At 68.8% G+C, this 25,125-nt stretch carries 21 protein-coding genes; 8 read left to right on the top strand and 13 right to left on the bottom strand.

Translation table 11 applies throughout. From position 1 onward, the window contains the following. Positions 1-41 precede the first annotated feature (41 nt). Together EDD30_RS29535 and EDD30_RS29530 are read right to left on the bottom strand one after the other, a co-directional pair. Entirely contained in the window at positions 42-257 is a 216-nt protein-coding gene (locus EDD30_RS29535; RefSeq protein ID WP_071803077.1) for an MbtH family protein, read from the bottom strand. A 31-nt stretch (positions 258-288) separates the two neighbouring features. Further along, entirely contained in the window at positions 289-1,158 is an 870-nt protein-coding gene (locus EDD30_RS29530) for an ArsR/SmtB family transcription factor (RefSeq protein ID WP_071803078.1), read from the bottom strand. Positions 1,159-1,995: 837 nt separating this feature from the next. Here EDD30_RS29530 and EDD30_RS29525 point away from each other — a divergent pair. The 7 genes from EDD30_RS29525 to EDD30_RS29495 all read left to right on the top strand — a co-directional run bounded on the left by EDD30_RS29525 (position 1,996) and on the right by EDD30_RS29495 (position 8,680). Next, complete coding sequence (locus EDD30_RS29525) at positions 1,996-2,355, top strand: helix-turn-helix transcriptional regulator (RefSeq protein WP_143162541.1); 360 nt, start codon at positions 1,996-1,998, stop codon at positions 2,353-2,355. A gap of 154 nt (positions 2,356-2,509) precedes the next feature. Next, on the top strand, positions 2,510-3,010 hold the full coding sequence (locus tag EDD30_RS29520; protein WP_123678572.1) for a hypothetical protein: 501 nt from the start codon (positions 2,510-2,512) through the stop codon (positions 3,008-3,010). Positions 3,011-3,057: 47 nt separating this feature from the next. Continuing rightward, the gene (locus EDD30_RS29515) at positions 3,058-4,149 is read left to right on the top strand and encodes an AvrD family protein (protein WP_170047096.1); all 1,092 of its coding nucleotides are present in this window, start codon (positions 3,058-3,060) and stop codon (positions 4,147-4,149) included. Then, positions 4,146-4,874, top strand: coding sequence for an ATP/GTP-binding protein (locus tag EDD30_RS29510; RefSeq protein WP_071803082.1), 729 nt, complete (start codon positions 4,146-4,148; stop codon positions 4,872-4,874). The genes EDD30_RS29515 and EDD30_RS29510 overlap by 4 nt, the downstream gene beginning before the upstream one ends. After that, a complete protein-coding gene (locus EDD30_RS29505) occupies positions 4,871-5,986 on the top strand; it encodes an NADH:flavin oxidoreductase (protein WP_071803083.1) in 1,116 nt (371 codons plus the stop codon). The genes EDD30_RS29510 and EDD30_RS29505 overlap by 4 nt, the downstream gene beginning before the upstream one ends. 76 nt (positions 5,987-6,062) lie before the next feature. Continuing rightward, positions 6,063-7,424 carry an MFS transporter gene (locus tag EDD30_RS29500; protein ID WP_342353750.1) on the top strand — a complete coding sequence of 454 codons (1,362 nt, stop codon included), beginning with the start codon at positions 6,063-6,065 and terminating at the stop codon, positions 7,422-7,424. A gap of 89 nt (positions 7,425-7,513) precedes the next feature. After that, positions 7,514-8,680 carry an amidohydrolase family protein gene (locus EDD30_RS29495; protein ID WP_071803084.1) on the top strand — a complete coding sequence of 389 codons (1,167 nt, stop codon included), beginning with the start codon at positions 7,514-7,516 and terminating at the stop codon, positions 8,678-8,680. On the opposite strand, the gene EDD30_RS29490 is transcribed toward EDD30_RS29495, so the two are convergent. The 8 genes from EDD30_RS29490 to EDD30_RS29455 all read right to left on the bottom strand — a co-directional run bounded on the left by EDD30_RS29490 (position 8,633) and on the right by EDD30_RS29455 (position 16,779). Continuing rightward, complete coding sequence (locus tag EDD30_RS29490; RefSeq protein ID WP_342353749.1) at positions 8,633-9,787, bottom strand: MAB_1171c family putative transporter; 1,155 nt, start codon at positions 9,785-9,787, stop codon at positions 8,633-8,635. The genes EDD30_RS29495 and EDD30_RS29490 overlap by 48 nt on opposite strands. A 51-nt stretch (positions 9,788-9,838) precedes the next feature. Continuing rightward, positions 9,839-10,480: an NADPH-dependent F420 reductase gene (locus EDD30_RS29485; RefSeq protein ID WP_071803086.1), complete on the bottom strand. Its 642-nt coding sequence runs from the start codon at positions 10,478-10,480 to the stop codon at positions 9,839-9,841. A gap of 310 nt (positions 10,481-10,790) precedes the next feature. Then, positions 10,791-11,252 carry a flavin reductase family protein gene (locus tag EDD30_RS29480; RefSeq protein WP_211277658.1) on the bottom strand — a complete coding sequence of 154 codons (462 nt, stop codon included), beginning with the start codon at positions 11,250-11,252 and terminating at the stop codon, positions 10,791-10,793. Between the two features lie 58 nt (positions 11,253-11,310). Then, positions 11,311-12,549, bottom strand: a complete 1,239-nt coding sequence (locus EDD30_RS29475; protein ID WP_211277659.1) for a cation:proton antiporter — start codon at positions 12,547-12,549, stop codon at positions 11,311-11,313. Positions 12,550-12,581: 32 nt separating this feature from the next. Then, positions 12,582-14,165: a tryptophan halogenase family protein gene (locus tag EDD30_RS29470; protein WP_071803089.1), complete on the bottom strand. Its 1,584-nt coding sequence runs from the start codon at positions 14,163-14,165 to the stop codon at positions 12,582-12,584. A 98-nt stretch (positions 14,166-14,263) separates the two neighbouring features. Then, a complete protein-coding gene (locus EDD30_RS29465) occupies positions 14,264-14,935 on the bottom strand; it encodes a response regulator transcription factor (protein WP_071803090.1) in 672 nt (223 codons plus the stop codon). Continuing rightward, positions 14,860-16,257 carry a sensor histidine kinase gene (locus tag EDD30_RS29460; RefSeq protein WP_084556096.1) on the bottom strand — a complete coding sequence of 466 codons (1,398 nt, stop codon included), beginning with the start codon at positions 16,255-16,257 and terminating at the stop codon, positions 14,860-14,862. The genes EDD30_RS29465 and EDD30_RS29460 overlap by 76 nt, the downstream gene beginning before the upstream one ends. A 96-nt stretch (positions 16,258-16,353) precedes the next feature. Then, positions 16,354-16,779, bottom strand: a complete 426-nt coding sequence (locus tag EDD30_RS29455) for a hypothetical protein (protein WP_071803091.1) — start codon at positions 16,777-16,779, stop codon at positions 16,354-16,356. A gap of 586 nt (positions 16,780-17,365) precedes the next feature. Between EDD30_RS29455 and EDD30_RS39375 the strand changes: the two genes are divergently transcribed. Next, positions 17,366-17,518: a hypothetical protein gene (locus tag EDD30_RS39375; RefSeq protein ID WP_170047098.1), complete on the top strand. Its 153-nt coding sequence runs from the start codon at positions 17,366-17,368 to the stop codon at positions 17,516-17,518. A 37-nt stretch (positions 17,519-17,555) separates the two neighbouring features. On the opposite strand, the gene EDD30_RS29445 is transcribed toward EDD30_RS39375, so the two are convergent. From EDD30_RS29445 to EDD30_RS29435, 3 genes are read right to left on the bottom strand one after another with little or no spacing between them, the layout of a single operon-like run. Further along, a complete protein-coding gene (locus EDD30_RS29445; RefSeq protein ID WP_071803093.1) occupies positions 17,556-17,945 on the bottom strand; it encodes a TY-Chap domain-containing protein in 390 nt (129 codons plus the stop codon). Between the two features lie 7 nt (positions 17,946-17,952). After that, a complete protein-coding gene (locus EDD30_RS29440; protein ID WP_071803094.1) occupies positions 17,953-18,435 on the bottom strand; it encodes a DUF6301 family protein in 483 nt (160 codons plus the stop codon). A 40-nt stretch (positions 18,436-18,475) separates the two neighbouring features. Then, complete coding sequence (locus EDD30_RS29435; protein ID WP_123678570.1) at positions 18,476-25,123, bottom strand: toxin glutamine deamidase domain-containing protein; 6,648 nt, start codon at positions 25,121-25,123, stop codon at positions 18,476-18,478. Between the last annotated feature and the right edge of the window lie 2 nt (positions 25,124-25,125).

Here is a 25,125-nt window from a genome sequence, read left to right as displayed (position 1 = left end):
GGAGTTGTCGGAACCGTCGGGAAAGGTGTGCGCCGACCGAACTAGCGCCGGCTCATCGCTTCCTGCAGGCTCTTGGGCCGCATTTCGGTCCAGTTGGCCTCGACGTAGTCGAGCGCCGACTGTCGGTCGGTCTCGGGCAGGACGACCGTCCAGCCCGCGGGCACCTCGGCGAAGGCCGGCCACAGGGAGTGCTGGCCCTCGTCGTTGACCAGCACGAGATAGATGCCGTCCACGTTCTCGAACGGGTTGGTGCTCATGGTTCTCCCTTCATGGGTCGAGGTCACTGGTCTAGGCGCTCACCGCGCTCACGACGCCTGGCGAGCGCCGCTGCCGCAGCAGTGCCACGCCGAGCGGCGTGAGAGAGTGCAGCGCAGTGTTGCGCTGACGGGCCGTCGTGACGAGTCCCGCCTTGCGCAGCACCGTGGCGTGCTTGCTGGCGCCGGCCAGTGAGATGTTCAGCCGCTGCGAGAGCTCACCCGTGGTGCAGCTCTCCGACAGCGATTGGAGTACGGCGGCGCGCGTGTGCCCGACCAGGGCGCTCAGCGCCTGCTCGTCCCGCCCGCCGTGACCCCAGAACTCGGTCGCGGTCGCGGCGTCCAGGGGCACCGAGAAGACGAGGACGGGGGCGCCGGTCTCCTGGACGCCCTCCAGGACCATGCACGCCTTGCTGGCCATGAACAGCGACGGGCACAGTACGAGCCCCCGCCCGTTGAGATACAGGTCGCAGTCCGGCTCTCCCGGCACCTCCAGAACGGGGGGCTTCCAGTTCAGCCTCGGGTGGAGGTTGTCCAGTGCGGCGTGCATCCCGTTGGCGATGCTGATCCGGCCGCAGGCGTCGCGCACCGAGGCCAGGTGACCGCGCATCTGCCGCCAGTGCGGCAGCACGGCCGCCTGACAGAACGCGAACACGGTGGACTGCACGCGCTGACGGGTCCGTTCGTCGCCCGCGCCGTCCGGGTTGCCGCCCGACTGCAGTCTGAGCAACGTCAGCAGTTCGGACACGTCGTACCGGCCGGCGAGCCGCTCGGCCTCCGCGACCCGGGTGCCGAGCCGTTCCCGGACGCCCTTGCGCCAGCCGTGGAAGGTGGCGCTGCCCTGCCTGCCGAACTGCTTCAGCGCAAAGGCGCTCTCGGCGACGGGGCCCAAAGTAGAAATCATGGTCAATTGTGCGAGATCATCAACGGTGAAGTGAATCCTCAATTCCCCGGCCCCAAACGTCAGTGCCGGCGGGCCCGCGCCTCGGCGCGACTCCACGGCCCGTCGGGGTACGGCACACACCCGACCGCCGAAGTGCACGTGAACAGCCCGCGACATGCCACAGCGTGGTCACGTCCGCAGACCGGTCCGAGCCATCTCCGCCAGCTATCCCAGTGAGTTGTTGCGGCAACGCAATAGGTCGACAGCGAGAATTGCAGTATTTACGAATACCAAGCTGTCAGGGCACAGCCGAATCGCCTGATGCTGACAGATCCACCCTCCCGATGCCCCCGTGCATGTCCTGTTGTCTCCTCCCGGTGCCAGTCAGTCGAAAATGCTGTGGGCGGCCATGCGGCAGTCGCCTCGCAGAATCACTGCCGCCGCGACTGCGCGGCAGCAGGGAAGGATCGTTGGCAAACAGGACCGTCGAGCGTCCCACCACTTCGCTCACGCCGGCGTGACGCCGGCACCGACCACAGTGGCCGGAGAGAGTCTGGCAGCGCCCCGAACGGCTGTCAACTACTATTGTGAACAGAGCGTGCGGCTCTTTGCCCGCCGGAGCGACCCTCGACCAGGAGCGGAACCCGTGGAGCAGCACCGATCAACGGTGCAATTGCCGCAGGCCACAGGCCTGCGCCTTGTCGAGAGCGCATACCGAGACCGCGACTGCTGTTCAAAGCGGTTGACATCCCACCCGGCTGCCGGTTAGCTGAGCGCTCTATGGACGATCAATCGCTCCCACGCAGTGACGGCGCTGACCTTCGGCCGACCACGACTCTTGCCGACAAGATCAACGCATTGATCATCGAGCGCTGGCGAGGGCAGAAGCCGCCCGGCAACGCCGTGATCGCCGAACAGATCCGCACGGAGACCGGTCTGTCCATCTCGACCGGATACTTGTGGATGCTCAGGACGGGCGTCCGGGACAATCCCACCGGGGCCCGCCTTCAGGCCCTGGCACGGTTCTTCGGCCGTTCGCCCTCGTACTTCCTCGACGCCGAGGGCACCGAGCCCGACGATCAGCTCAGCGCAGCGCTGCGGTCGAAGGACGTGGTCCAGATCGCCTTGCGCTCGGACGGCCTGTCCGACCACAGCAAGAAGGCCATCCTCAGCATGATCGAGCACGCGCGGATGATCGAGCGGCTCGATGATCACTGAGCTGCGCAGTCAACTCTGTCTCAGACTCACCCGCTACGCTCGCGCGGCAGCGGGCCGCATCGGGCTCCACTGAGCAGACAGCGCGGGGCGATGGAGGCCGACGCCTCTCCTCCCGCTGGAGAAGTTCAAACCGGGGAACCACGGGGAGGCAGGAGTGCTTGACCGGGCGCTTCATCAATATTGCTACTCAATAATTCGAGATCTCAAGCTGCCCCGACCATTCTCCGCCAAGGCTCTGTGCGAGGCCTTGGCCGCACAGTCGGATCGGCGCATCTACCTGCACCCCTACGAAGCGGTCGGAGTGGGAGTGGACGCTCCGTGCGGCGCATGGATCGCCACGGCCCAAGCGGACCACATCTTCTTCGAACAGAGGACGAGCAAGTACCACCAGGAGCAGATAATTCTGCACGAAATAGGGCACCTCCTCTGCCGCCACCGATTGCATGACATCTCCGAGACCATGCTGAGCGAGACCGATCTTCTGAATGACCCCGGCAAAGCTCACGGTGCGCTTCTTCGCACCAGCTACACCACTCAGGAGGAGAAGGAGGCGGAGCTCGTCGCGTCCATGTTGCTGGAGCGGTCGACGTCATGGGACGGCGACGGCGCCCAGACCGGCGAGCGCTACCTGGGCGAAGTGCTCGGCTTCATCTGAGCCTTCCCCACGAATCTCCGTGGCCCGACATGCTGTCGAGGCCATGTTTGACCACGATCACGGCTGCCGGCCGCACCACGTCCGATCCGACGAACAGGGCGATAATCGTGCTGAATGTCCAGAACGACTTCCTCGTCGAGCCCAGCCCCGACACACGCGCAGACCACATCGATGACCACTTGGGGCCATCAACTCAGCGATACTTCGGGTCCGGCCACAAGCGAGTGTCTCACCGAATATCGCATCTGGCGTGGACCTCGGTCGCGGCCGAACCGCCCGGGACCGAGGCGCAAGGCACCGCTGAGATCATCTATCCGGTCACCTGGTCCTCCAAGGCTCACAACGCCACGGACACGGCACATGTCAGCACCATCGATGCCCTCGTAGTGAGCCTGCGGCTGGTGGAGACATGTCTGGCGTCCGGCCTGGGATTGACCGCGGCGCAGATATCACGAGCCTGGCTCCGCCGATATGTGATGCGGCCCGGCTCGCGGCCGCATACCGACGTGCACGACGTCCCCCTGCGGATCATCAAGGGCAGAAGCCGCCCGAGCGACCTGTCTCCCGGATGGACCTCTACGGAGTTCGTCTGCGTTGTCGGCGGCATCAAAGTCCGCTGTCATGTGGAGCACGAGGTCGGCGACGCCCGGAGCACGGGCGCTCCGCTCTCGCTCACGACAGCGCCGTACCACTGTGGTGGCTACCGTTTCCGGACACACGAGGTCACCGGGGTGAAGCTGGCGGCTGCGGAGGCGTCCGTCGGTGCGACGGTACGGGTACGCGACACCGTGCAGGCCCGCGCCGGCATCGGCGAACTGGGCGCCGCGTACCAGCCTGCGCTGACGATGTTCGATGCGACGATTGTGTACGCCCAACTTGGTCAGGTCCTGATGTATTCGCTGGACGAGTTGACGCGGGGCGATACCAACACTCTGTGGATGCGCGCGGTCGACATGGTCTCCAGCGGTCCGGATTCGACCTTGCTCGGGCCGATGTCCTGCACCTCGAGCGTCACCCGCAGCTCGATTCTGAACTTCGCCGGAAAGCGGTGGCGGGTGTCCACGATGCAGGGCAGCTTGGCGAACACGACAGTCACGTATTCGCTCGGACACCGACTGCCTGGCATGGAGTCCGCGTGAAGCTTGCGATCTCCGGCACGTACTCCTCCGGCAAGACCACGACCTCGATCGCGTTGTCCCACCTGACCGGAATCCCGCGCACACACGCCAAGACGATGCGCGAAATCCTGCCGAGTCTCCTGCCCGGCCGGCGGCTGGAGGACTGCACCATACCGGAGTTACTGCAGCTCGGCATGGTGCGCTACGCCGAACGGGCGGTCCACGAGAGCCACTTGCCCGACGGCTTCATCTCCGACGGGTCGTCACTGCACGAATGGGTGTACGGCAAGGTCCGGGTGCTGGTCGGCCTTCATCCCGGCGTTCGCGAGGCCACGGGCGGCTTTCAATCTGCCGACGAACGCGACTTCTTCGCCCAAGTCATGGACGCCATCGGGGCGGTCATGCGGCGCCATGCGGTGGACACCTACGACGCGTTCGCCCATCTGCCGATCGAGTTTCCGCTCGCTTCCGACGGACACCGGCCTGTTTCCGAGGAGTTCCGGGCCAAGTCCGACGAGCTGCTACTCGACACTCTTCGACAAGCCGGCATTCCCGTACGGATCATCGGAGGTTCGCTCGTCGACCGGCTTGAGGCACTCGTGCGGAGCTTCGACCTTCCCACGGTGATGCCGGTGGACGAGGCCATCGGTCTCGCCGACGCCGAGATGAGCCGCATCGACACCTCGGACGAGCTGGCTCGCCGAAACATCCGGGCGATCGTCGACACAGCGAAGGGACGGGTATGACCACCGCTGAGGCAGGCCATGCGCTCCTCACCTCGTTCCATCTGCGTCACCTCCGGCTCCGGAATCGGGTCGTCATGGCCCCGATGACACGCGAGGCGTCGTGCGACGGCGTGCCGACCAAGGCCATGACGGACTATTACGTACGCCGCGCCGCCGGTGGGGTCGGACTGATCATCACCGAGGGAACGACAGTCCCCCATGACGCTGCCCGCAACCGGGTCGGCGTTCCCGTCTTCCACGGCGACGACAGCCTCGCGCAATGGTCGAAGATCGTCGCCGCGGTGCACGCCGAAGGTGCCGCTATCATGCCGCAACTGTGGCACGTCGGCATGGACCGGAAGATCGGCGATCCACCGGACCCGAGGGTGCGGCCCGTCGGCCCGTCGGGCATCGACCTGCACGGCTCTCCGGTGGGAGAACCGCTGACCAGGACCGAGATCGACGACATCGTCAAGGCGTTCGGTTCCGCCGCCCGCGATGCCGAGCGGACCGGGTTCGACGGAATCGAACTGCACGGCGCCCACGGGTACCTGATCGATCAATTTCTCTGGTCGCGGACCAACCGTCGGACGGACGAGTACGGTGGCGACATCGTCCGGCGTACCCGGTTCGCCGCGGACGTGGTCCGCGAGTGCAGGTCGGCGGTGTCTGCCGACTTCCCGATCATCTTCCGGCTCTCGCAGTGGAAGATCACCGACCTCAGCGCCCGGCTGGCCGAGTCGCCGGCGGAGCTCGAGCTGATCGTCTCCCTTCTCGCGGACGCCGGCGTCGATGCCTTCCACTGCTCCACCCGGCGGTACTGGCTACCTGAGTTCGAAGGTTCGCCGTTGACGCTGGCCGGCTGGGTTCGGCAAATCACCGGGCTACCCACGATCGGGGTGGGGTCGGTGGGCCTGCACAACAGCGACTTCACGGCGACACTGCTCGACGGCGTGGGTGCGGAGGTGGATGGACTGGCGCGGGTGGCGGAGTACCTGGGCCGTGGCGAGTTCGATCTCGTATGTGTCGGCCGCTCCCTCATCTCGGACCCTTCGTGGGTGAACAAGATCGCGCAAGGACGTACCGACGAGCTCCTGCCTTTCGACGCCGGTGACCTGGCCCGGCTGCACTAGGACCGCGTGAAAGGCCCGCAGGGTCGAAACACCTCACTGCAGGAGAAGATGATTGTCCATCAGCGACCGTGTCCGCGTGCGCGACTCCACGGACGCCCCGGGCCGTCCCGGAGACGGCGTCAAGCTGCTGGCGCTGGCCGTCGGGTTCGTGATGGCTACCCTCGACGCCACCGTGGTGACCGTCGCGGCGGTCGACATCGCCGACGACATGGGATTGGGAGCGGCGGCTCTCACCTGGCTGATGGACGGCTACATCCTCTCGTTCGCATCACTCCTCCTGCTTTCCGGGTCGCTGGCCGACAGGTTCGGCGCGAGGCGCACGTACCTTGCCGGACTCACGCTCTTCGTCATCGCGTCGACCATGTGCGGACTCGCTGACAGCGGCGGTCTGCTGATCGCATCACGCATCGTCCAGGGCGCGGCTGCCGCGTTGTTCATGCCGAGCTCACTGAGCCTGCTGGTGGGCGCCTTCGGTGAACCACGACGTCGAGCGTCCATCCTCGGCTACTGGACCGCCATCGTGTCGACCGCCTCCGGGCTCGGACCGGTTGTCGGTGGCGTACTGGTGGACACGCTCGGCTGGCGGAGCATCTTCCTCGTCAACATCCCGTTCGGAATCCTCGGTGCGATCCTCACACTGCGACGGATCGACTCCTCGCCGCGGCGGCCGAGGGCCTTGAGTTTGGCGAGCAACGCCGCCGGCGCCGGCTTGCTGGCCGCACTCTCCATCGCGCTCATCCAGGGACCCCACCTGGGATGGAGCTCGCCGCAGGTGATCGCACTCGCGACAACGGGCGTCCTCGCTGCCGGCGTGCTCGTCCTCTCGGAGCGGTCCGTCGCGAGTCCCCTGATTCCGCGTTCTCTTCTCGCCAACCCGACATTCGTGGCAACCACGATCATCGGATTGCTCCTCAACTTCGGGCTCTTCGGCCTGATCTTCATGCTGGGAGTCGTCCTCCAACGGGCCTGGGGACTGACGCCGATGATGGCGGGAATGTGGCTGCTGCCCATGATGGCGGTGTTCGTTCTGGGCAACCTCACCTTCGCGCGCCTGGCGCGCCGGGTGGGCAGTCGTCGGCCGGTCCTGGTCGCACTTCCTCTCGCCGCGGTCGGCTTGGCGACGATGGTGACCGTTTCCGCATCGACACCGTACGCGGTCCTGGCCGTAGTCGTCGGCGTCGCGAACTTCTGTGTCGGCGTGACGGTGCCCGCGTTGACCGCCGCTCTGATGGCGGCGGCGAGCGGCCATGCCAATACGGCTGCCGCCCTGCTCAATGCCAACCGCCAGGTCGGGGCACTCCTGGGAGTCGCCGTCGCGGGAACGGTCCTGGCCGATACCGCGGACTGGTATCACGCGGCATCCGTGGCCTTTACCGTCGCCGCCCTGGCCTACGGCGCTGCCGCGTGTCTCGCTTGGCGGATTCCCCGGTCGACGTAGCGCGAGCGGTCCGCGGGCGTCGCCGCGACGGCGCGCGGCCCACCCCACCGGCAATAAAGTCTTGATGTGACCACAGCGATAGGATCTTGATGCAACCACATCGTGAGGGCTACCACGGACTCCGTGCCGACCGCGTGTTCGACGGCGAGCGGGTGCTGACCGGGCGTCCGATCATCGTGCTGCGGGACGGCCGCGTGGAGGCGATCGAGGACGGTCCGATCGACCCGGCCATTCCCGTCACCGACCACGGTGCGGCGACGCTGCTACCAGGGCTGGTCGACGCGCACGCGCATCTCGCCTTCGACCCGTGCGGCGACCCCGCCCAGCAGTTCCTTCATGACTGCGACGACACGGTGCTGACACGCATCCGCCATCATGCCCGGGTGGCGCTGCTGAGCGGCGTGACAACCGTACGCGATCTCGGCGACCGGGGATACCTGACGCTGCGTGTCCGTGATGAGCGCCGGACGGACCTTCCGGCGCTGCTGTGCGCAGGCCCACCGGTGACCAGGGAACGCGGCCACTGTTGGTTTCTCGGCGGCGAGGCAGAGCCCGGCGCGGCGTTGGCGGCCGCCGTCGATGAGCGCGTCGCCCGAGGTGTCGACGTCATCAAGGTGATGGCGACCGGTGGCGTGATCACGCCGGGCTGGGCACCACACGAGTCGCAGTACACGGTCGCGGATCTGCGTACCATCGTTGACCGTGCGCGCCTGCACGGAGTCCCCGTCACCGCACACGCCCACGGTGCCGACGGAGTCTCTGCCGCGATCGCGGCCGGTGTGGACGGCATCGAACACGCGTCGTTCCTGGGTGTCGGCGGCGTGCAGGCGTCCGACGAGGTGATCGCCGCGCTCGCGGCGACGCGCGTCTTCGTCGGCGTGGCGTCGGCCCGGCTCCCTAGCGGCAAGCCGCTGTCGCCACTGTTCCAGGCGGTAGCCGACGTCTTCGCGCGCCAGCATCGGGCCGGCGTCCGACTGGTCTGTTCATCCGACGCAGGCGTGGATCCGCAGAAACCGTTCGACTGTCTGCCGCACGGTATCGTCGACTTCCGGGACGTCGTCGGCATGGACAACCAGACGGCCTTGACTGCCGCGACCAGCCTGGCGGCCGACTCGTGCGGCATGGGTCACCGCAAGGGACGCCTTCTCCCCGGTCATGATGCGGACATCCTGGTCGTCGCGGGAGACGCCACCGCCGACGTGTCGGCCCTACGGCACCCTCTCGCGATTCACCGCGCGGGAATGCTCGTCAGCTGACGGCTGAGGAAGCTCGCGGTAGGCAGTTCGCACGGCCGTCAACCAACGCAGCTCGCTGTCGAGATCGTCCCCGCCGCTGGTGGCGACGGCGGGGACCTCCATGGACCGCGCCGCGCCGGCCTGCTTTGCGGCTCGGCCGAGGGCGAGACACCGAGCGGTGACGGCACCCGTCGCCGCCATACCGGACAGTCCCTGTTCGGAAACCTCAGCTGTCACCGCGGCCAGCTGCTCCGAGGTAACCCACTCACGAAGAGTGATCGCGGCGTCTCGAATCTCGATGACTCGCCGCTGGAGTCGCATGGCGTTGCGGCGTATCCGGAGGAGATCGCGTCCGAGTGACGGGGTTTCCTCCAGCACGACACCAGGCACGGCTTCTGTCAGGCTGCGCCAGAGGTGGAAGAGTCGGCACCGCTGCCACCAGGCTCGAACCCCAGCGACAACCGGGGCCACCACCACAATCGCGCAACCGAGGACGAAGCATAGGAAGTAGGTCATCGACGCATACATGACGAGGAGCGCGCTGGGAGAGCCGGGCTCCGAACCGTCCACGATCGTGACGGCTCGACCGGCTACGTAGACGACGCTCGCGCAGGTGCCGAGGCAGAGCAGCGCGAGGGCAAGCCGGAGCGCTCCGAAGCTCGCAGCCCGCCCATGACGCCACAGCCGCCGGGTGGAGTCGGTGGAGGCAACTGCCATGAACACCAGGTAAGCGGCCCAGCCGACGGTGATGATGTTCCGAGATGCCGACATGGGTAACGCCCGGTGGCGCGTCATCTCCGCGCCGACGATGGACCACAGCTCCACGACCAGCATTACGGTCACGGTCAACGCGGTGAACCAGAACCGGAATCGGCGGCCGAGCCTCGACGGCGTACTGGACGAATCCGCACTCGCGATGGTCCACAGGATCGACATCATGGCGACGTGACAGAAACCACCGAGGTAGACGTCGAGATTCGGCACGCCGCTGACCCTGAGCACCGTCGCCGCGACGACATCTTGGAGCAGGGCGATCTCCACGGCCAGGGCCAGCAGCACCAACCACACGGGACGTTGCCGCGCCGAGAAGGCGGCCTGCGTACGGAGGATGAGCGCTGTCCAGCTCACCACGAGGAGAACGAGCCGGACGATCTGCTGGGACGTCACGGACAGCAGGCCCTACGAGCCTTCGCGCAGCCGACGTTTCATATCGGCCACCGTGAACATCTGCGGGAAGAGCACCCCTCCAGGGTCAAGCGGTGCGGATTTAGCCAAGCTGCCGATGTCGACCGGCACGAAGCCTGTTGCCTTCACGATGTCGCCGACGGTTGCCTTCGCCCTACTGTCGTCACCGGCGATCGCCATCGCCCACAAACCGGGCTGCCGTCGGCCACGAACGGCGAGCAACTCCTCCATCACATGCGTGAATGCTCGCACCACGATCACCGATCGCAACGACTTCGCCAACCGGGATCCGACGGTGTCGTTCCCGTCCAGCCCGGAAATGATGTGCCCGTCGGGCGAGAGTGCGACCGGATTGGTCGGATCCACCACGATCCGGCCCGCACCGCCAGTGGGCCAATCGGCCACGACGTCGTCCACAGCGACGTACGGAACAGCCAGGACGACGACATCCGCGCGCTCCACGGCAGAACGCCAGTCCATACACGGGACGTCAGCCGCAACGATGCCCGACGTCAGCCGGTCGGGGTCGCGGCTACCGATGATGACGTCATGCCCCTCGTCGCGCAACAACGCGGTCAGAGCTCTTCCGACAGGTCCATAGCCCACTATCGCGATCCTGCCCGGACCGTCCATCATGTATCGATCCCCATGATCGCGACCTTATCAGACATTCCATCCGGCTCATGCCCGGTTCGAAACCGGTACAGCTAGCGATAGTCATTTCTTACAACCAGGGCTACAGCGCGATCCGACGACGCGGTGCTTCACTGACATACGCAACAGCGCAGCGAAGTCCTTCCGGCGGTCGGCACGCTTCCCAGTGCGACCCGCCCGCCGAAGTTCCCCACGGCACGGGGAACGGCGAGGAAGCCGGTCCGTGCGGGTCGTCCCCCGTTGATCCGCACGGACCGGCTTCCCGGTCGATCACCAAGCAGTCTCTGACATCTCAAGCAACGGACCAGGACGAGTACTGCCGCAGTCCGTACAGCAGCGGCGACGGGTCGGCGACCACAGGGTGCTGCACGCGAAGCACCTCACCGAATACCACGATGTGGTCATGGGCCGAGACCGTCCGGCTGATCCGGCAATCGGCGATCGCATGTGCGTCGTCGACCAGGTGCGGACCGCCCGCCTCCGGATCGGCCGACCAACGCACGAGGTCGAACCGATGGGGGTTTCCGGAGGCGAACAGATCCGCCGTCGCCCTGCCGCGGGTGTGCAGCAGGTTCACCGCGAGGGTGGAGCGACGCAACATGGCAGTCAGGGTGGGACTCCCTCGGCGGAGGCACAGAAGCAACGTCGGCGGTTCCAGCGTAACGCTGCACACCGACGAGCACGTCATTCCCCACGGCTGCCCGTCGAGGTCCGACGTGGTCACGACGGCCACACCACTGGGAAACGTCGACATGAGCGAACGGAACTGCGCTGGAGTGGCTGTCGTCGCCGCTGCGGAGCATCCGGCCGAGCTATCCAGCGCGGAGTGTCTCATGATCAACTATTCCTTCCACTGAGAGGGCCGCCACGTTCCAGCGGCGCGGCACGCGTCGTTCGAGCAGTGCGTAGGCTGGTCCGGTCATTGCCGTGGTCACCAACGCCATGACCACCAGGGCGAGGAACACCGGTGCGGTAAGGATTCCGGCGCTGTACCCCGCCTGGAGCACCACCAGTTCGGTGAGGCCCCGGGTATTCACCAGCACCCCGACGCGCACCGCGTCGGAGGCCGGCGCACCGCCGAACCTGGCTCCGAGGTACCCGCCACCCACCTTGCCGGCGATGCCCAGGACGGTGGCGAGCACGATCGCGAACCACGGCGTCGCACCGAACTGCGCGCTGAACACGCTGATCCCGGTGACCACGAAGAACACCGGCACCAGAGGGCGTCCGACGCGGGTCACCAGGCGCACCACCCCATGCCATCCGTCGCCGGGGATGGCAAGCCCGACCAGCAGGGCGCCGAAAATTTCGGTCACGCCCTGTTCCTGGAACGCCCAGGAACTCACCAGCGCGGCCACCCCGACCAGAACGGCCGTGAGCCGGCCGAAGCGGTCCCGGAACGCCGTCACGGCGGCGGTGCGCAGCAGCCGCCTGAGGCAGAACATCACCACCAGCCCGGCGGCGACCACCGTGGCGAGCCGCGGCACGCCACCCGCCCCGCCCGCGGCCAACCCGATGGCGAGCGCGAGCAGGAGCCAGGCGACGACGTCAATGATTATCGCCGCGGTCATGGAGAGCTTGCCGACCGGCGTGTCGAGCAGTTCCCGCTCTTCGAGGATGCGCGCGAGCACCGGCACAGCGGTCACCGACAACGAGACCGCGAGCAGCAGCGCGAGCGCCACGGCGGGCGCGGTGCCGCGCAACGCGGGATCGGCCAGCACCGCCACCGCGAATCCGCAACCCGCCAGCATCGGGACCACCAGGGCGCCCGCGGTGGTCCAGCCGACCAACCGCCCGCGGGCCGGCGCGGTCGTGCGACGGAGCTCGTGCGCGACCCCGACAAGGAACAGCACCAGCCCGATATGCCCCGCGTAGCGCAGCCAGCCGATCGCCTCCGCGGGCAGGGCCTGCTCACCGCCGAGAGAAAGCACGATCGGACCGATCGTGAGCCCGAGGGCGATCTCTGCGATGACGGTGGGCTGCCGCAGCAGGCGGGCCATCGCGCGGCCGAGGAACGCGACCAGGAGCACCACCAGCAGTGCAAGCGCCACGTGGCCGGTCCTGGCCGCAAACTCGGCGAGGTTCATCGCCCCGCGGTCGCCGTCCGCCGCGCCGGCGGCAGACCGTGCAGGTGGGCGAAGTACTCGTACTGGCTGGGCAGCTTCTCGAGCAGCGCGGCCGCCTGGTCGGCCACCTGCTGGAACTCCCGGTCAGCCGCGGTGCCGTCAAGCTTGCCCAGCACGGGCAGCGATGGCACCGGCAGCCCGCCCAGGCCGAGGATGATCGCGCGGTAGGAGTACGACTCGAAGCCGTGGTAGTGCGGGTAGATCGAGTCCTGATCGGGCAGCTTGACCTTCCACTGCTCCAGCCGCTCGGCCAGGCCATCGGGGATCGTCCGCGTCTTGGTGTCCTTCCAGTACTGGTTGTCGGCGCGACCCGAGGCGTACCAATGGAGCACCATGAACTCCCGCAGGCCGTCCATCACGTGCGCGGCCTGCCGGTTGTAGGCCTTGCGGAGCCCGTCGTCGGTCTCCGCGTGACCGACAGGGAAGTTCTTGACCAGCTGCTCGATACCGTTCTGGATGATGAAGATGCCGGTGGACTCCAGCGGCTCGACGAACCCGTTCGAAAGGCCGATCGCCACGCAGTTCTTCACCCACGCCCGCTGGCTGCGGCCGATGCGCATCCGGATGTGGTTGGCGGCGACGTCGTCCGCGGCCGGGCCGACGAACTCCCGCAGCGTCCGCTCGGCTTCCTCGGGGGTGGCGTACTCGCTGGCGTACACGTAACCGGTGCCGACCCGTTCGAACAGCGGGATCGTCCAGATCCAGCCCGCGTCCTTCGCGGTCGCGGTGGTGGCCGGGCGCAGACCTTCCGCAGCCATGTCCGACGGCACGCGCAGAGCCACCGCGCTGTCGTTCGGCAGGTGGTCCTGGAACGAGATGAACGGCTCCTCGAGCGCCTTGTGCACCAGCAGGGCGCGGAAGCCCGTGCAGTCGACGAAGAGGTCGCCGTGGACGTCACCCTGCTGGCGGGTGCGGACGTGGTCGATGGCGCCCTGGTCGTCCAGCACGACGTCCACCACGTCGTCGAGCACGTGCCGCACCCCGCGCGCCACGCCGTAGCGGGTCAGGAACTTCGCCAGCAGCGCCGCATCGAAGTGGTACGCGTAGGGGAACTGCGTGTTCTGCTCGCTCAGCGTGGTGCGTCCCCCGTCGCTCAGATCGAAGATGCTGTCGAACAGCGAGCCGTCCAGATAGCGTGGCGAGCTCTTCGCGTCGCACATCGAGGCGAGGAGGAAGGAGTCCCGGTCGAAACGCTCGGTCGGCTTCTTCTGCACCCACCAGTCGGTCAGCGGGAACCCGTCGACGATGCGATTGCGCTCAAACGGGTGGTAGAAGACGTGGCCCGGCTCACGCCAGTCCTCGAACCGGACGGCCAGTTTGTAGGTGGCGTGGCACTCCGGCATCCACTCACCCTCGTCCACGCCGAGGTAGTTGAAGAAGTGCCGAATGGTGCTGAAGGTTGCCTCCCCCACCCCGATCGAAGGCACATTCTTCGATTCGACGAGGGTTACGTTCACCCGGTCGCCGAATGCCGCTTTCAGGTAGGACGCCGTCATCCACCCCGAGGTACCGCCGCCGACGATGACCACGTTGCTAGCCATGCAAACCCCTTATTCGCCGCTGATGAATGTGCTTGGTCGAGTCTCTCGGAACCGCCTGCGCACAGCCATCTCTTTGAGCGACGGGCGAAACTGGACGGTCAGGGCGAGGAACGCAGGTACGTCAGTACGGCAAGCACACGGCGGTGACCGTCGTCCTCGGACAGCCCGAATTTCAGGAAGATGCTGCCGATGTTCTTGGCGACGGTGGGCTGGCTGACGTTCAGCGCCGCCGCGATGACGGCGTTCGTCTTGCCCTCGGCCATCAGCGCCAGCACGCCTCGCTCCCGCGGACTCAGCCGGCTCAGCGGCTCGTTCATCTGCCGGCGCCGCAAGAGCTGCCAGACGACCTCCTGGTCGATGACCGTGCCACCGGTGCCCACGCGCTCGATCGCCGCCAGGAACTCAGCCACCGCGCCGATCCGATCCTTGAGCAGGTAGCCGAGGCCACCGCCGGAGTGCTCACCGGACTCCAACAGCTCGCACGCGTACGCCGTCGCGGCGTACTGCGTGAGCACCAGGACCGCGAGCGCCGGGTAGCGACCGCGTAGGCACATCGCCGCCCGCAGGCCGTCGTCGTTGAAGTCCGGCGGCATCCGTACGTCGGTCACCACGATGTCGGGCCGGTACATCTCCACCGCCTCGCTCAGGCCGCGGCTGTCGTCGACCGCCGCCACGACCTCATGCCCGAACCGTTTCAGCAGTTGGACGAGTCCTTCTCGCAGCAGGACGTCGTCCTCGGCGAGCACGATGCGGAATTGACTGTTCGCCACGGCAGCTCCACTACGAGTTCGGTTGGTCCGCCGGGCGGGCTGAGCAGCTTGAGCCTGCCCCCCACCACTGCGACACGATCGGCAAGGCCTTGCAATCCGCTGCCGCCCTCGGGCCGGGCGCCGCCCACACCGTCGTCGACGACGCGCAGCACCAGGTGGTCCCGCTCCTGGCGGCCGGTCACCCGCGCCGCTCGGGCGCGGCTGTGCTTCACCACGTTGGCAAGCCCCTCCTTCACCGCGAAATACGCGACCGACTCCACAGCAGGCACGAGGCGCTGCGCGATGGTGATGTCGACGTCCACCGGCACCGGGCTGCGGTCGGCGACCTCGGCCACCGCGGCCGCGACGCCGCGGGCGGTCAGCAACTGGGGGTGGATGCCGTGGATCAGCTCCCGCAGCTCGGCCAGCACGCCTTCGGCCTGCTTGCGGGCGTTGGCCACCAGCTCAGCACGGTCGGACTGCTCCTGAGCGAACTCGTGCTCCACGACACCCAGCGTCATGATCAACCCAACCAGCCGCTGCTGCGCGCCGTCGTGCAGGTCGCGCTCGATGCGCCTGCGTTCGGCCTCGAACGCGTCCGCCAGGCGGATGCGCGAACGGGTCAGCGCCTGGACGCGGGCGACCAACTCGGACTCGCGCGGCGCCAGCAGCAGGCGTACGAACGACGCCCGGCCCACGGCCAGCACGGTCACCAGGTAGGCCGCCAGCGGGAGCAGAGCGAGGCCGAGGAGCACCACCAACCCTTTGTCGAGCGGGGTGGAGACGTGCCAGAAGCCGAGGATGACCAGCGGACCAAGGTCGACAAGGGGTTCCACGAACGGAGCGAGGACGAGGATGACCACGACCCCCACCAGCAGGACACCGCTGAGGTCGATCAGCGGCAGCAGGCTCGTCCAGGCGATCGCATAGCCGAACTCGCGCCAGGTCGCCGCCTCGCCGACGCGCAGCCACAGCCAAGCCCTCAGGCCGGGCTCGCCCGGAGTCACGTGGGGATTACCGACGGGCTCGGTGTCCACCATCCGCAGGCGGAAGCGTTCCACCGCGGCGACCGGCATGGCGATCAGGACGGTCAGGAGCAGCACCACCATCAGTTCGGCGTAACCGGGCAGGCTCTTGATGAAGAACAGCCCGTTCGTCACCCCGCCCGCCACCGGAAGCGCAACCAGCGCACCGCAGAACAGGTAACCGAACGACCGCCACGGCCAGCTGGACGTCAACAGCAGGCGAGGACCCCGAGCCAGCGCCTGTCGGCAGTTCAGCGGGATCGCGTCCGGCGGGCACGCGTTCGCTCGCACCTGAGCCCCGATACTCGGATTCGACATCACTAAAGGGTGACACCTGCGCAGAGTTCCACGGGCCACAGCGAACACCGACGGGCCGCAAACACACAAGGGCGCCGCCATGCCTTTCCCTACAATTCAACATGGCATGGCTGCGGCGGCACGGATCTCCTCCGCCGGTGGGGCGTCGCCGTAGCTGGCAAGGGTGACCGTGCGCTCATGTTCGACCCAATCGACGGCCCCATCGCAGACCTGCGCCAGGGCCTGCTCGGCCAGTCGGGCGTCGACATCGATCTTCTGGGCCCGGGCCAGCACGGCCGCCGGGCTACTGTCGGCACCGTGGGCGCCCTCGTCGAAATAGAACCGCGAGAACAGGCTCCCGTCGTGCGCCACGTCTCGTGCGCACAACACCGGCCAGCGACCTGTCCGGTCGACCACGGCCCGGGCCGCCGCCCACCTGTCGAGCATCTCGTCCGGGGACACGTCGACGAGCAACGCCGTGCCCCCATCGGCGGCATCCTGCACACGGGCCTGCCGGCCGCTCAAACCGGTGGCGTCGAGCACGGACTGATCATGCGAGTCCACGGGCCAACCATACGTTTCGCCGAACGCTGTGCACTGCCGCTCCGAGGCTCGGATCGGTCGATCACTCTGCTGGCGCTGTCGTCGTCACGGCAGGTGAGCGCCACCACGGGTTCGGAAAGCGACCGGGTGGGGCCAGCGCTCGTCCAAACCACTTCGCGACTGAGCCGGGTGGGGCCACAACCCGTCCGTAGGTGGAGCCAGCTTCCATCCGCAGAGCCATCCATCGGCAACTACGCCGTGACGGCATCCGAGTCGGCCGCAAACGCGTCGAGCGACTGACGACTGTCCGGCATCGTCACCTCGGGCATCGTCAGCGCCCTCGACCGGACCATCCAGGCGCCCGGCGACGGCGGGCAGGCGGGGGCTTGCGCCTCAGCGCGGACTTGCCACGGCTGGTGCTCCTGGTCGGGGCGGGGAGGATAGCGCGACTCGTCGCCTCCGACCGACCCCTGCGGCGTGCCTATTTCCGGCCGCAAACGCGAGGACGGCTCACCGGTCGATTCGCCGGAGGCCAGGGCGTCCACCGTGGGGTCCGGTGGCGGATGGTCCGGGCGCGGCTCCGCGGATGCAGGACACGCCTGACGCGGTGGTCGAATGCCACACGGACTGGTATCTGACCGAGGCCTCCGAGCAGGACCGTGCCCGCGACACCGGCACGGAGAACGCCGATCCGGCCCGCGAGGCGGCGCTTCTGGAGTGCCTGAAGAAAGCGGCGTGACCGTTCCCCAATCGGCATGGGATCAGCTGCGCTCAGCTCAATCGAGGATGTTGTCGGTCTGCTCGACGAGCGTGTCGGGGCTGACGATGCCGTAGACGTCGCGCAACGCGGCCACCATCCGCTCGGCCAGGCGCAGGCCGTCGCGGGTGGAGAACGGCGCGGGCTGCCTGATCCACCAGTTGTAGGTGGCCGGCGGCGCGGGCCGGGTCCAGCCCGCCGCGGCCAGTTGCTCCTGCTGCGCCGCCGACAGCTGCTGATGAGCCGGCAGGTGGTGGTTAGACACCGCCTCGACGTCCAGCTCGTCGGTGTCGCGGTGCACCTGGGTGTAGTGGGCACCGCTCTGCAGGATCACGATGTCGCCCACCGGCAGCAGCGGCAGCCGCCGGCCGAGGTCTTGGGTCAACTGTTCCCACGACTGTTGCGTCACGACGGCGTCACTCCTGGCTGAGGGCGTCCCAGTGGTCCTGGAACGCGTTGGTCGACCAGACCAGCGTCACGGCGACGGCGGGCACCTGCAGAACGAGCGTGGCCTGCTCGCCACGCCACCGCACCTGTCCGCCGCCGGCCGGCCCGGTGGTGGGCTCGCCGAGGACCTCCGCGCCCAGGGCAGCGGCCTGCTGGCATACCTCCCGCAGGAAGGCCTGGTCGGTCTGGTCGTCCTCGTCGATGATCGAGGTGATCCGCATGGTGATCCGCCGCACCTGGCCGTCGTCGAAGGCGAACCGGACGGCCTTTCTGCCGAGGCCGTGTCCCGGGTCGGCGACCGCGCCGGTGCCGGTGACGACCTCACCCAGATGCCAACCGAGCCCGGCCGCCAGCGCCGGCACGTCGGCCTCGCGCCAGGACCAGGACGTGTCGCGCAGCCCGCTCAGCAGTGACCGCAGGGCGTCCTTGTCCAGGCTCCGGTGCGCTGTCACTGCTCGTCACTCCCGTCGAGGGCCGGTGCGTCGCCACTGGTCAAGGCGATCCTGCCACATCAATGGTCCAGTACTGCCACCTCTCGGGCGGCAGGCTGTAGGGCTTCACGTTGACGGTGCCGTCGATGCGGGTACGGGCCACCAGATAATCCACCTTGCCCTGCGTGATGGCCTGCTGCACGGCCGCGCGCAGCTCTTCGTCGCCCGCGAGTTCCACGCCCAGCTTGTTGTCGTGCCGCAGGAGGTCCCGGAGATACTCGGGGCTCATCTGCTGGGCGACGACCTTCTCGGCGCCCGGGTCGGCAGGGTCCTCGACCCGCCTGGTGCCGAGCGGGCTGTCGACACCCTTCTCCTCGATGACCACCAGCCGGCCGCTGTCCGGGTCGTAGAGCACCCGGTCGAAGTTGCCCGGCGTGCCCCGCTCCCACACGTCGCCGCCGGTGATGCGCTCCGCGTCCGGATACCTCGTCGCCTGGACGAGGTTGCCGCCCGCGGTGCCGAGCCGCTCGCTGGCACGCCGTAGTTCGGCCGACAGTTCGGCCCACCGCAGGCCGAGCTTCTCCAGCGTCACCAGGTCCTCGACGCTGAGGTGCTCCTCGGCGTGCAGCATGAGTTTATCGAAACTGCTCGCCGACTGCCCGCTCTTGACGGTGGTGTCGAAGGTGGACTCCTTGACCTCGATGCCCTCGTCGCGCAGCGTGTCGACGATCGCACCGAGGCCCTCGTCCCAGACCCGCTGTTTGTCGGCGGCGACCTGTGCCCGCTCCGCGGCCGCGTCGAGGACGGCGGTATCGGCGGCCTGCGGGTCCTGCGTGTTCGGGGTGAGTTTGTACCGGTCCGCCTTGGGCCCCGGCACCGGAGTCTTGTCGATTCCCCGATCGGCCGCGCTGTTGGGGTCGTCGCAGAAGTGGCCGGTCTGGTCGCGCAGCTGGCCGTCCTCGACTCGCCGGTAGGTGCCTTCCGGATCGTTCACCCGGTGGTACTTGCCGTCGGTGCCGAGCCACATCTCCTTGCCGTTCTTGGCGTCGCGCACCGGTTCCTGACCCTCGAAATCCGCCGCCGAGTACAGGCGGGGCTCCTCCTGCGCGCCGGTGCCGCCGGGGGCAGTGCCCGGGTCGCCGGACGGTGCCGCACCTGCGGTCGCCGGTCCGGCCGGGTCGGCGGCGACGAGCGGCCGGGCTCCGTCGCCGGTCAGCGGCCGGTGGCGGCCTTCGCCGTCGACGGTCAGCGCGTCCATGCGGACCACGTCCGACGGGAAGCCCATGCCCGTGTGCGTGCGCAGCGGCCCCGATTCGCTGATGCTGCGGTTCTGCGGGTCGAGGTAGAGGATCGTGCCGTGGTGGTTCACCGCGGCGATCGCGTGGGTGCGGCCACCCTGGTCCTGCGTCACCAGGAACGCGAACGACCCGTGCCCCGATCCGAGCAGGTGGTTGCGCACCCGGCTCTCGGCCAGCCGCACCTGGGTACGCGCGTCCTGCGGGTCGAGGCCGCGCACGTCGGTCATGCCCTCGAAGCGGCCACCGACCGTGGCTTCGATACGCGCCGAGACACCCCGCTCCGCACCGCTGGGGCGGCTCGGGTCACCGTCGTGGTAGCCGTCGAACGTGCGCGGCGCGGACACCCGCGGCCGGCCGTGCAGGTACGTGTCGAACAGCGACAGCACCGTGTCACCACAGTTGATCGACCGTGTCGGGTCGGCCTCCGGACCACCGTCGTTGACCAGTGAGAACCAGGTGCCTTCGCGTGGATCGGCGTGCCGGACGACGATGCCGTCGGTGTCGCGCGGCATGGCGCGTTCGAGGTCGGTCTGGTGGATCCGCAGCGGCGGCCGCAGCCCGCCGCGCTCGAAGTACCGGCGCGTCCGGTCGATCGACAGCGGCCCGTCGTCTCCGGTCAGTGCCGACCGGTCACCGGTCTCGACCGGGCCCGGCGCGAGGTCGCTCACGCTGTCGTTGGCCCGTTCCCAGTCGCGCCCGGACAGTTCGACGTCGCCGATCTGCCCGCCGTTGTCGACGGTGATCGCGCGATCCACCAGGTCGTCCGCCGCGGCCAGCTCCCGCTCGCGTTCTTCCCGGTGCGCGGTGGCCTGCGCGTCGTTGCCGCGCTCGTCCGCCTGCCGGATCAGGACGCCCAGGTCCTCTGCCCGGGCCCGCTTCGTCGCCGCTTGCTCCCGCAGGTCCTGCGCCAGCCGCTGCCGATGCGACTCGTCGGCCTCGCGCCGGACACGATCGTTGGCGTACTGATAGTCCGCCCGCGCCCGCTGCTCGGCGATGTCCTGGGGATCGATCGTCGGTGTCGGCGTGGGGTGCGGCGCGGGCGTCACCGGCGTGTCCGGCGACAACGCGAGCCTGATGTCCTCCGCCTTCGGTCGCGGCGCAGGGTCCAGCACGACGAGCGGATCGCTGCCGTCCGGTCTGGTCATGGAGTCCGGGTCCAGCACCGACAACAGGTCGAGCGGCCGTCGCTGCGGCTGCGATTGCCGGGTACGCGGTGAGCGCTCGTCGTCGGGGCCGAGCTGAGTCGGCGGGATGGCGTCCTGCACGGCAGGCGTCGGGGTCGGCGGCTCGTCGGATCGTGGCCGCGGGACCGTTGCTTCGTCCGCCGGCGGCTGCTGCACGCTGGGTGTCTGCGGCTGGACGACCTGCGGCGCCGGTGTCTGCGCCTGCTGAGTGTTCACCACCGGAGCCGGCGCAGGTGTCGGAGCCGGGCCTGGCGCCGGCGGTTGCGGCGGATTCACCACCGGAGCCGGCGCGGGAGCCGGAGCCGGGTTCATGACCGGGGCCGGCGCGGGGGCCGGAGCCGGGTTCATGACCGGGGCCGGCGCGGGGGCCGGAGCCGGGTTCATGACCGGGGCCGGCGCGGGAGCCGGCGTCGGCGCGGGAGCTGGGGCCGGTGTCTGTGGCGGATTCACGACCGGAGCCGGCGGCTGCTGGTGCACCACCGGCTGGGGCTGCTGGACCGGCGGCGGAGGTGGCGTACTCCGTCCGCTGTAGAACGGCGCCGGCGGCGTGTTCGGCACGGCCATCGGCCTGCCCTGGCCGTCGACCATGAGGGCGTTGATCTCGACGACGTTGGAGCCGTGGGCGGTTCCGGTGTGGCCGTAGAGGGTGCGGAGTCCCGGAGTGCCCGCGTCGGCGTAACGCCCGGACTGCGGATCGAGGAAGACGATCGTGCCGTGGTGGTTGACGGCGTTCCAGGCGTGGGCGCCCGCGCCTTCCCACTTGTTGATGATGATTGCGGTGGAGCCGTGGCCGCCTTGCAACAGGGTACGGGCCACTGCCGCGAAACCCTGGTCGATCCGTGCTTGGGCCTGGGTCGGCGACAGGCCGCCAACATGCGGGGTGACCTGGGTGAACCCGCTGCCGGTGGCCCGTTCGGCGCGGAGATGACCATCCGTCTCGCCCACGTGGCCGTCGGGTTGGCCGACCGTATAGCTGTCGAAGGTGCGCGGCGCGGACACGGTGGGGCGACCGTGTACGTAGGTCTCGAAGAACGACAGCGAACAGTCGAGGCAGTTCACGCCTCGGGTGGGGTCCGCGCCGGGACCGCCGTCGTTCAGCAGCTTCAGGATCGCGCCTCTAGGGTCCGGGGTGCGCAGCGGTACGCCGTTCTGGTCCCGCGGCGCGACCCGCTCAAGGTCCGCCTGGTGCTGCGCGAGCGGCATGCGCAGGCCGCCGACGGCGTAGTAGGGCCGCAGGGTCCGCGCGTTCGGCGGGTTGCCGCTGCCGGTCAGCGCCGACTGATCAGTGCCCCAGATCGGCCGGTCGGACAGATGCGCCCGCTCGGTATTCGCGTCCCGGAAGTCGTGGCCCTGCAGCGGCAACTCGCTGCCCGGTTTGTCAAGCTGCTGGCGCACCTGGATGGCCTGCTGCTCCCGGGACCGGTACATCGATTCCATGGCCCGGTAAAGGTTCTCGCTGTGCTTGTCAAACCTCAGCTTCGCCTTCAGCGCCTGTCGCCAGGCCTGTCGCCGGCCGGATCGAACCTGGGCAATGTTGAGGTCGGCTTCCCGCCGGTACCCGTCGATCACCCTGCCGATGAGAGCCTGCTTCGTACGCTCGGGGGCGTCGAAGTAGGCCTGCTCGGCCCGCGCCTGCTCGGGCGTCCGCATGACCAGCAGCGGGTTGGCATGAGAGCCGCCCGCGGGCGGCGGCTCAGCACGCCCGGATGCGTCGTTACGCCCGACCGCCTCACCACGGACTGGCGCGTCACCACGCGCAGGCGCCTCGGTACGGCCTGATGGGTCGGTGCGTGCGGCCGAGTCGGTACGGCCCGGTGAATCGCTGCGGGCGGGCGGGTCGGTACGGCCGGTATCCGGGCTCGGTCGATCCGATGGCGCCGACGCATGGGGCGATGTCGGCTCCGACGCCGACGGTGTGGCGGGAGTCGGGGTGCCGGCGGCAGTGCCAGGGTTCGGCCGCCCCGGCTGGGTCCCGTCCGAGGGTGTCGAGGGTGCCGATGTCGCCGGCAGGGTTCCCGTCGCCGAGGCGAGCGGGGCGTCGATCCGCGGCGTGCTCGAGCGGGCAGTGTCAGTGGTCGGATTGGGGCCGGTGGCGGTCGTGCCGGTGTCCGGCCGGCCGCCGGTGAGCGGGCTGTTCGGCTGCGGGCCGGTGGTGTTGGGGCCTCCGGCGGCAGGCCCTGTCGTGTTCGGGCCGGTGAGGTTCGGGCTGGTGAGGTTCGGGCTGGTGAGGTTCGGTCCGGTGAGGTTCGGGCCGGTGGTGCGCGGGCCGGCGGTGACGTTGGCCGGCGCGGCGCTGTTCGGGGAGGAACCCGCGGCGGGGCCGTTCGTGACCGAACCGGAGTGGGGACCCGCCGGGGCCGACGTCGACGGGCCCGAGGTGGACATGGGCCCTGTCGATGACGGCGGTCCGCCGGTGGTGAGCGGGCCACCGGTGGTGACGGAACCGCTGGTGGTGAGTGAGCCACCGAGGCCCAGAGACCCGCTCGTGCTCGGCCCGCCCGCGGACACCGGTCCTGCCGGCGCGATGGAGCCGCCGGCGAGCATGCCGCCCGGACCGCTTGTCCCGCCGGCCGGGGCGAAGCCGACCGGACCCCCACCCGCCGGTACGCCGCCGGTGGGCGGGCCCGCCGAGGTCGGCGCGGGCGGGGAACCCGTCGGCGCGGAGGCGCTGCTCGGCGCGGGGGCATCGATCGGCGGCGCGACCGACGACAGCGTGGCGCCGCTCGAGGCCGGCGCGGCCACGGTCGGTGAGGCCGCGCTCCCGGCGGAGGACGTGTCGACGGTCGGCGCGGCCGCGCTCGCGGCGGCCGACGTGTGAACGGTCGCGGGCGTCCCGCTCGGCGCGGAAGCGTCGTGCACGGTCGCGGTGGCCCCGCTCGGCGCGGAAGCGTCGTGCACGGTCGCGGTGGCCCCGCTCGGGGCGGCAGAGGTGTCGACGGTCCCGGACGCCGGGTGCGCGGCCTCGGTGGTAGGCGGGCCTGTGGACGCCGACGAACTCGACGGGGAATGCGTGGACGATCCCGGTGCGCTGTGATTGTCCGAGGAGTTCCCGCTGCCGGCCAAGTCGGACGACGTCCCACTGAAGGCACCGCCGCCACTGCCCGTGGCGGTGCTGCCCCCGCCCGTCGCGCCGCCGTTGAAGGCGTCGGGGTTTACGGAAGTGGTCCCCGTACCCAAGGAATTCGGTCCGCCGGACGACGCGGACGGCAGATCGCCGAGGCTGAGATCACCGGCTGTACCCAGGTTGGCGCGCATGGCGCTGAAGTCGTGGCGAGCGCCGTCGACGGCAGAGCCGGCGGCGCCCGAGGTGCCGGCCTTGGCGAGGCTTTCGAAGCTGGGCAGGTCGCCGGTGACAGCGGCGCCGCCGAACTCGCCGAGGACCTCTCCCGCTGCGCCGCGCAGGAGCCCTCCGCGGCCTCCGGCACCGATGTAGGCGCCACTGGCTGCCGCGCCGCCGGCAAAGCCGGCGGCGGTCGAGATGCCGAGTTCCTTGACGTCCAGGCCGTCACGGCGGCCAGTCGAATTCTGGTACGTCTGGATGGCGAGATTGGTGGCCGCCTCCTCGCGCGCCTCGTCCAGGCCTTCCCGGAGACCGTTCTTGCCGAGTTGCTTCAGGCCCTGCTTGGAGAGCAACTGCTTGGCGGCGCGCTCGCCGGCTTCCTTCAGCGTCTTCTTGATGGCCTTCTTGGAGAGCTGCGCAATCAGCTTCTTGAAGATCATCTGGATCGCCAAGCGGGTCGCGGCGATGATGCCGCCGGCCGCGGGCGAGGCGGCGCCCAGCGTCAGGACGACGGTGACCGAGAGGGCGATCAGCTCGGTGACGAAGATGCCGAGTTCGATCCAGGCCTCGAGCTTGGCTCCCTCGATGTCGCAGCCGCATTCCTCGACCATCTTGCCCATCTCGTTGCTGAACTCGAGCAACGCGTTGAGCGGGGCTTCGGACCCGTCGGCAACGGCCTTCCACGCGGTGATGAACGCGTCGATCGTGGTGCCGCTGCCGCCATAGGCATTGATGATCTGCTGTGCGGCCTCGCTGGCGTCCTGACGGGGTCCGACGATGGAGTTCGCGAGTTCGTACCACTGGTCGGCGATATCCCATGTGGTCTTCTCGTTGCCCTCGGGCCAGTCGAAACCGACGACCCATTCGAGGCCCTCGTAGACCCAACCAGGCAGATCCCAGGGCGAGAAGTCCAGCGGATGCGGGATGGGGCTGGGCAGAATGGACATCG

Source organism: Couchioplanes caeruleus (assembly GCF_003751945.1).
In the GTDB taxonomy this organism is placed as follows: Bacteria; Actinomycetota; Actinomycetes; order Mycobacteriales; family Micromonosporaceae; genus Actinoplanes; species Actinoplanes caeruleus.
The sequence above is the reverse complement of the archived record's forward strand: the minus strand, read 5'-3'. Positions and strand labels throughout refer to the sequence as shown.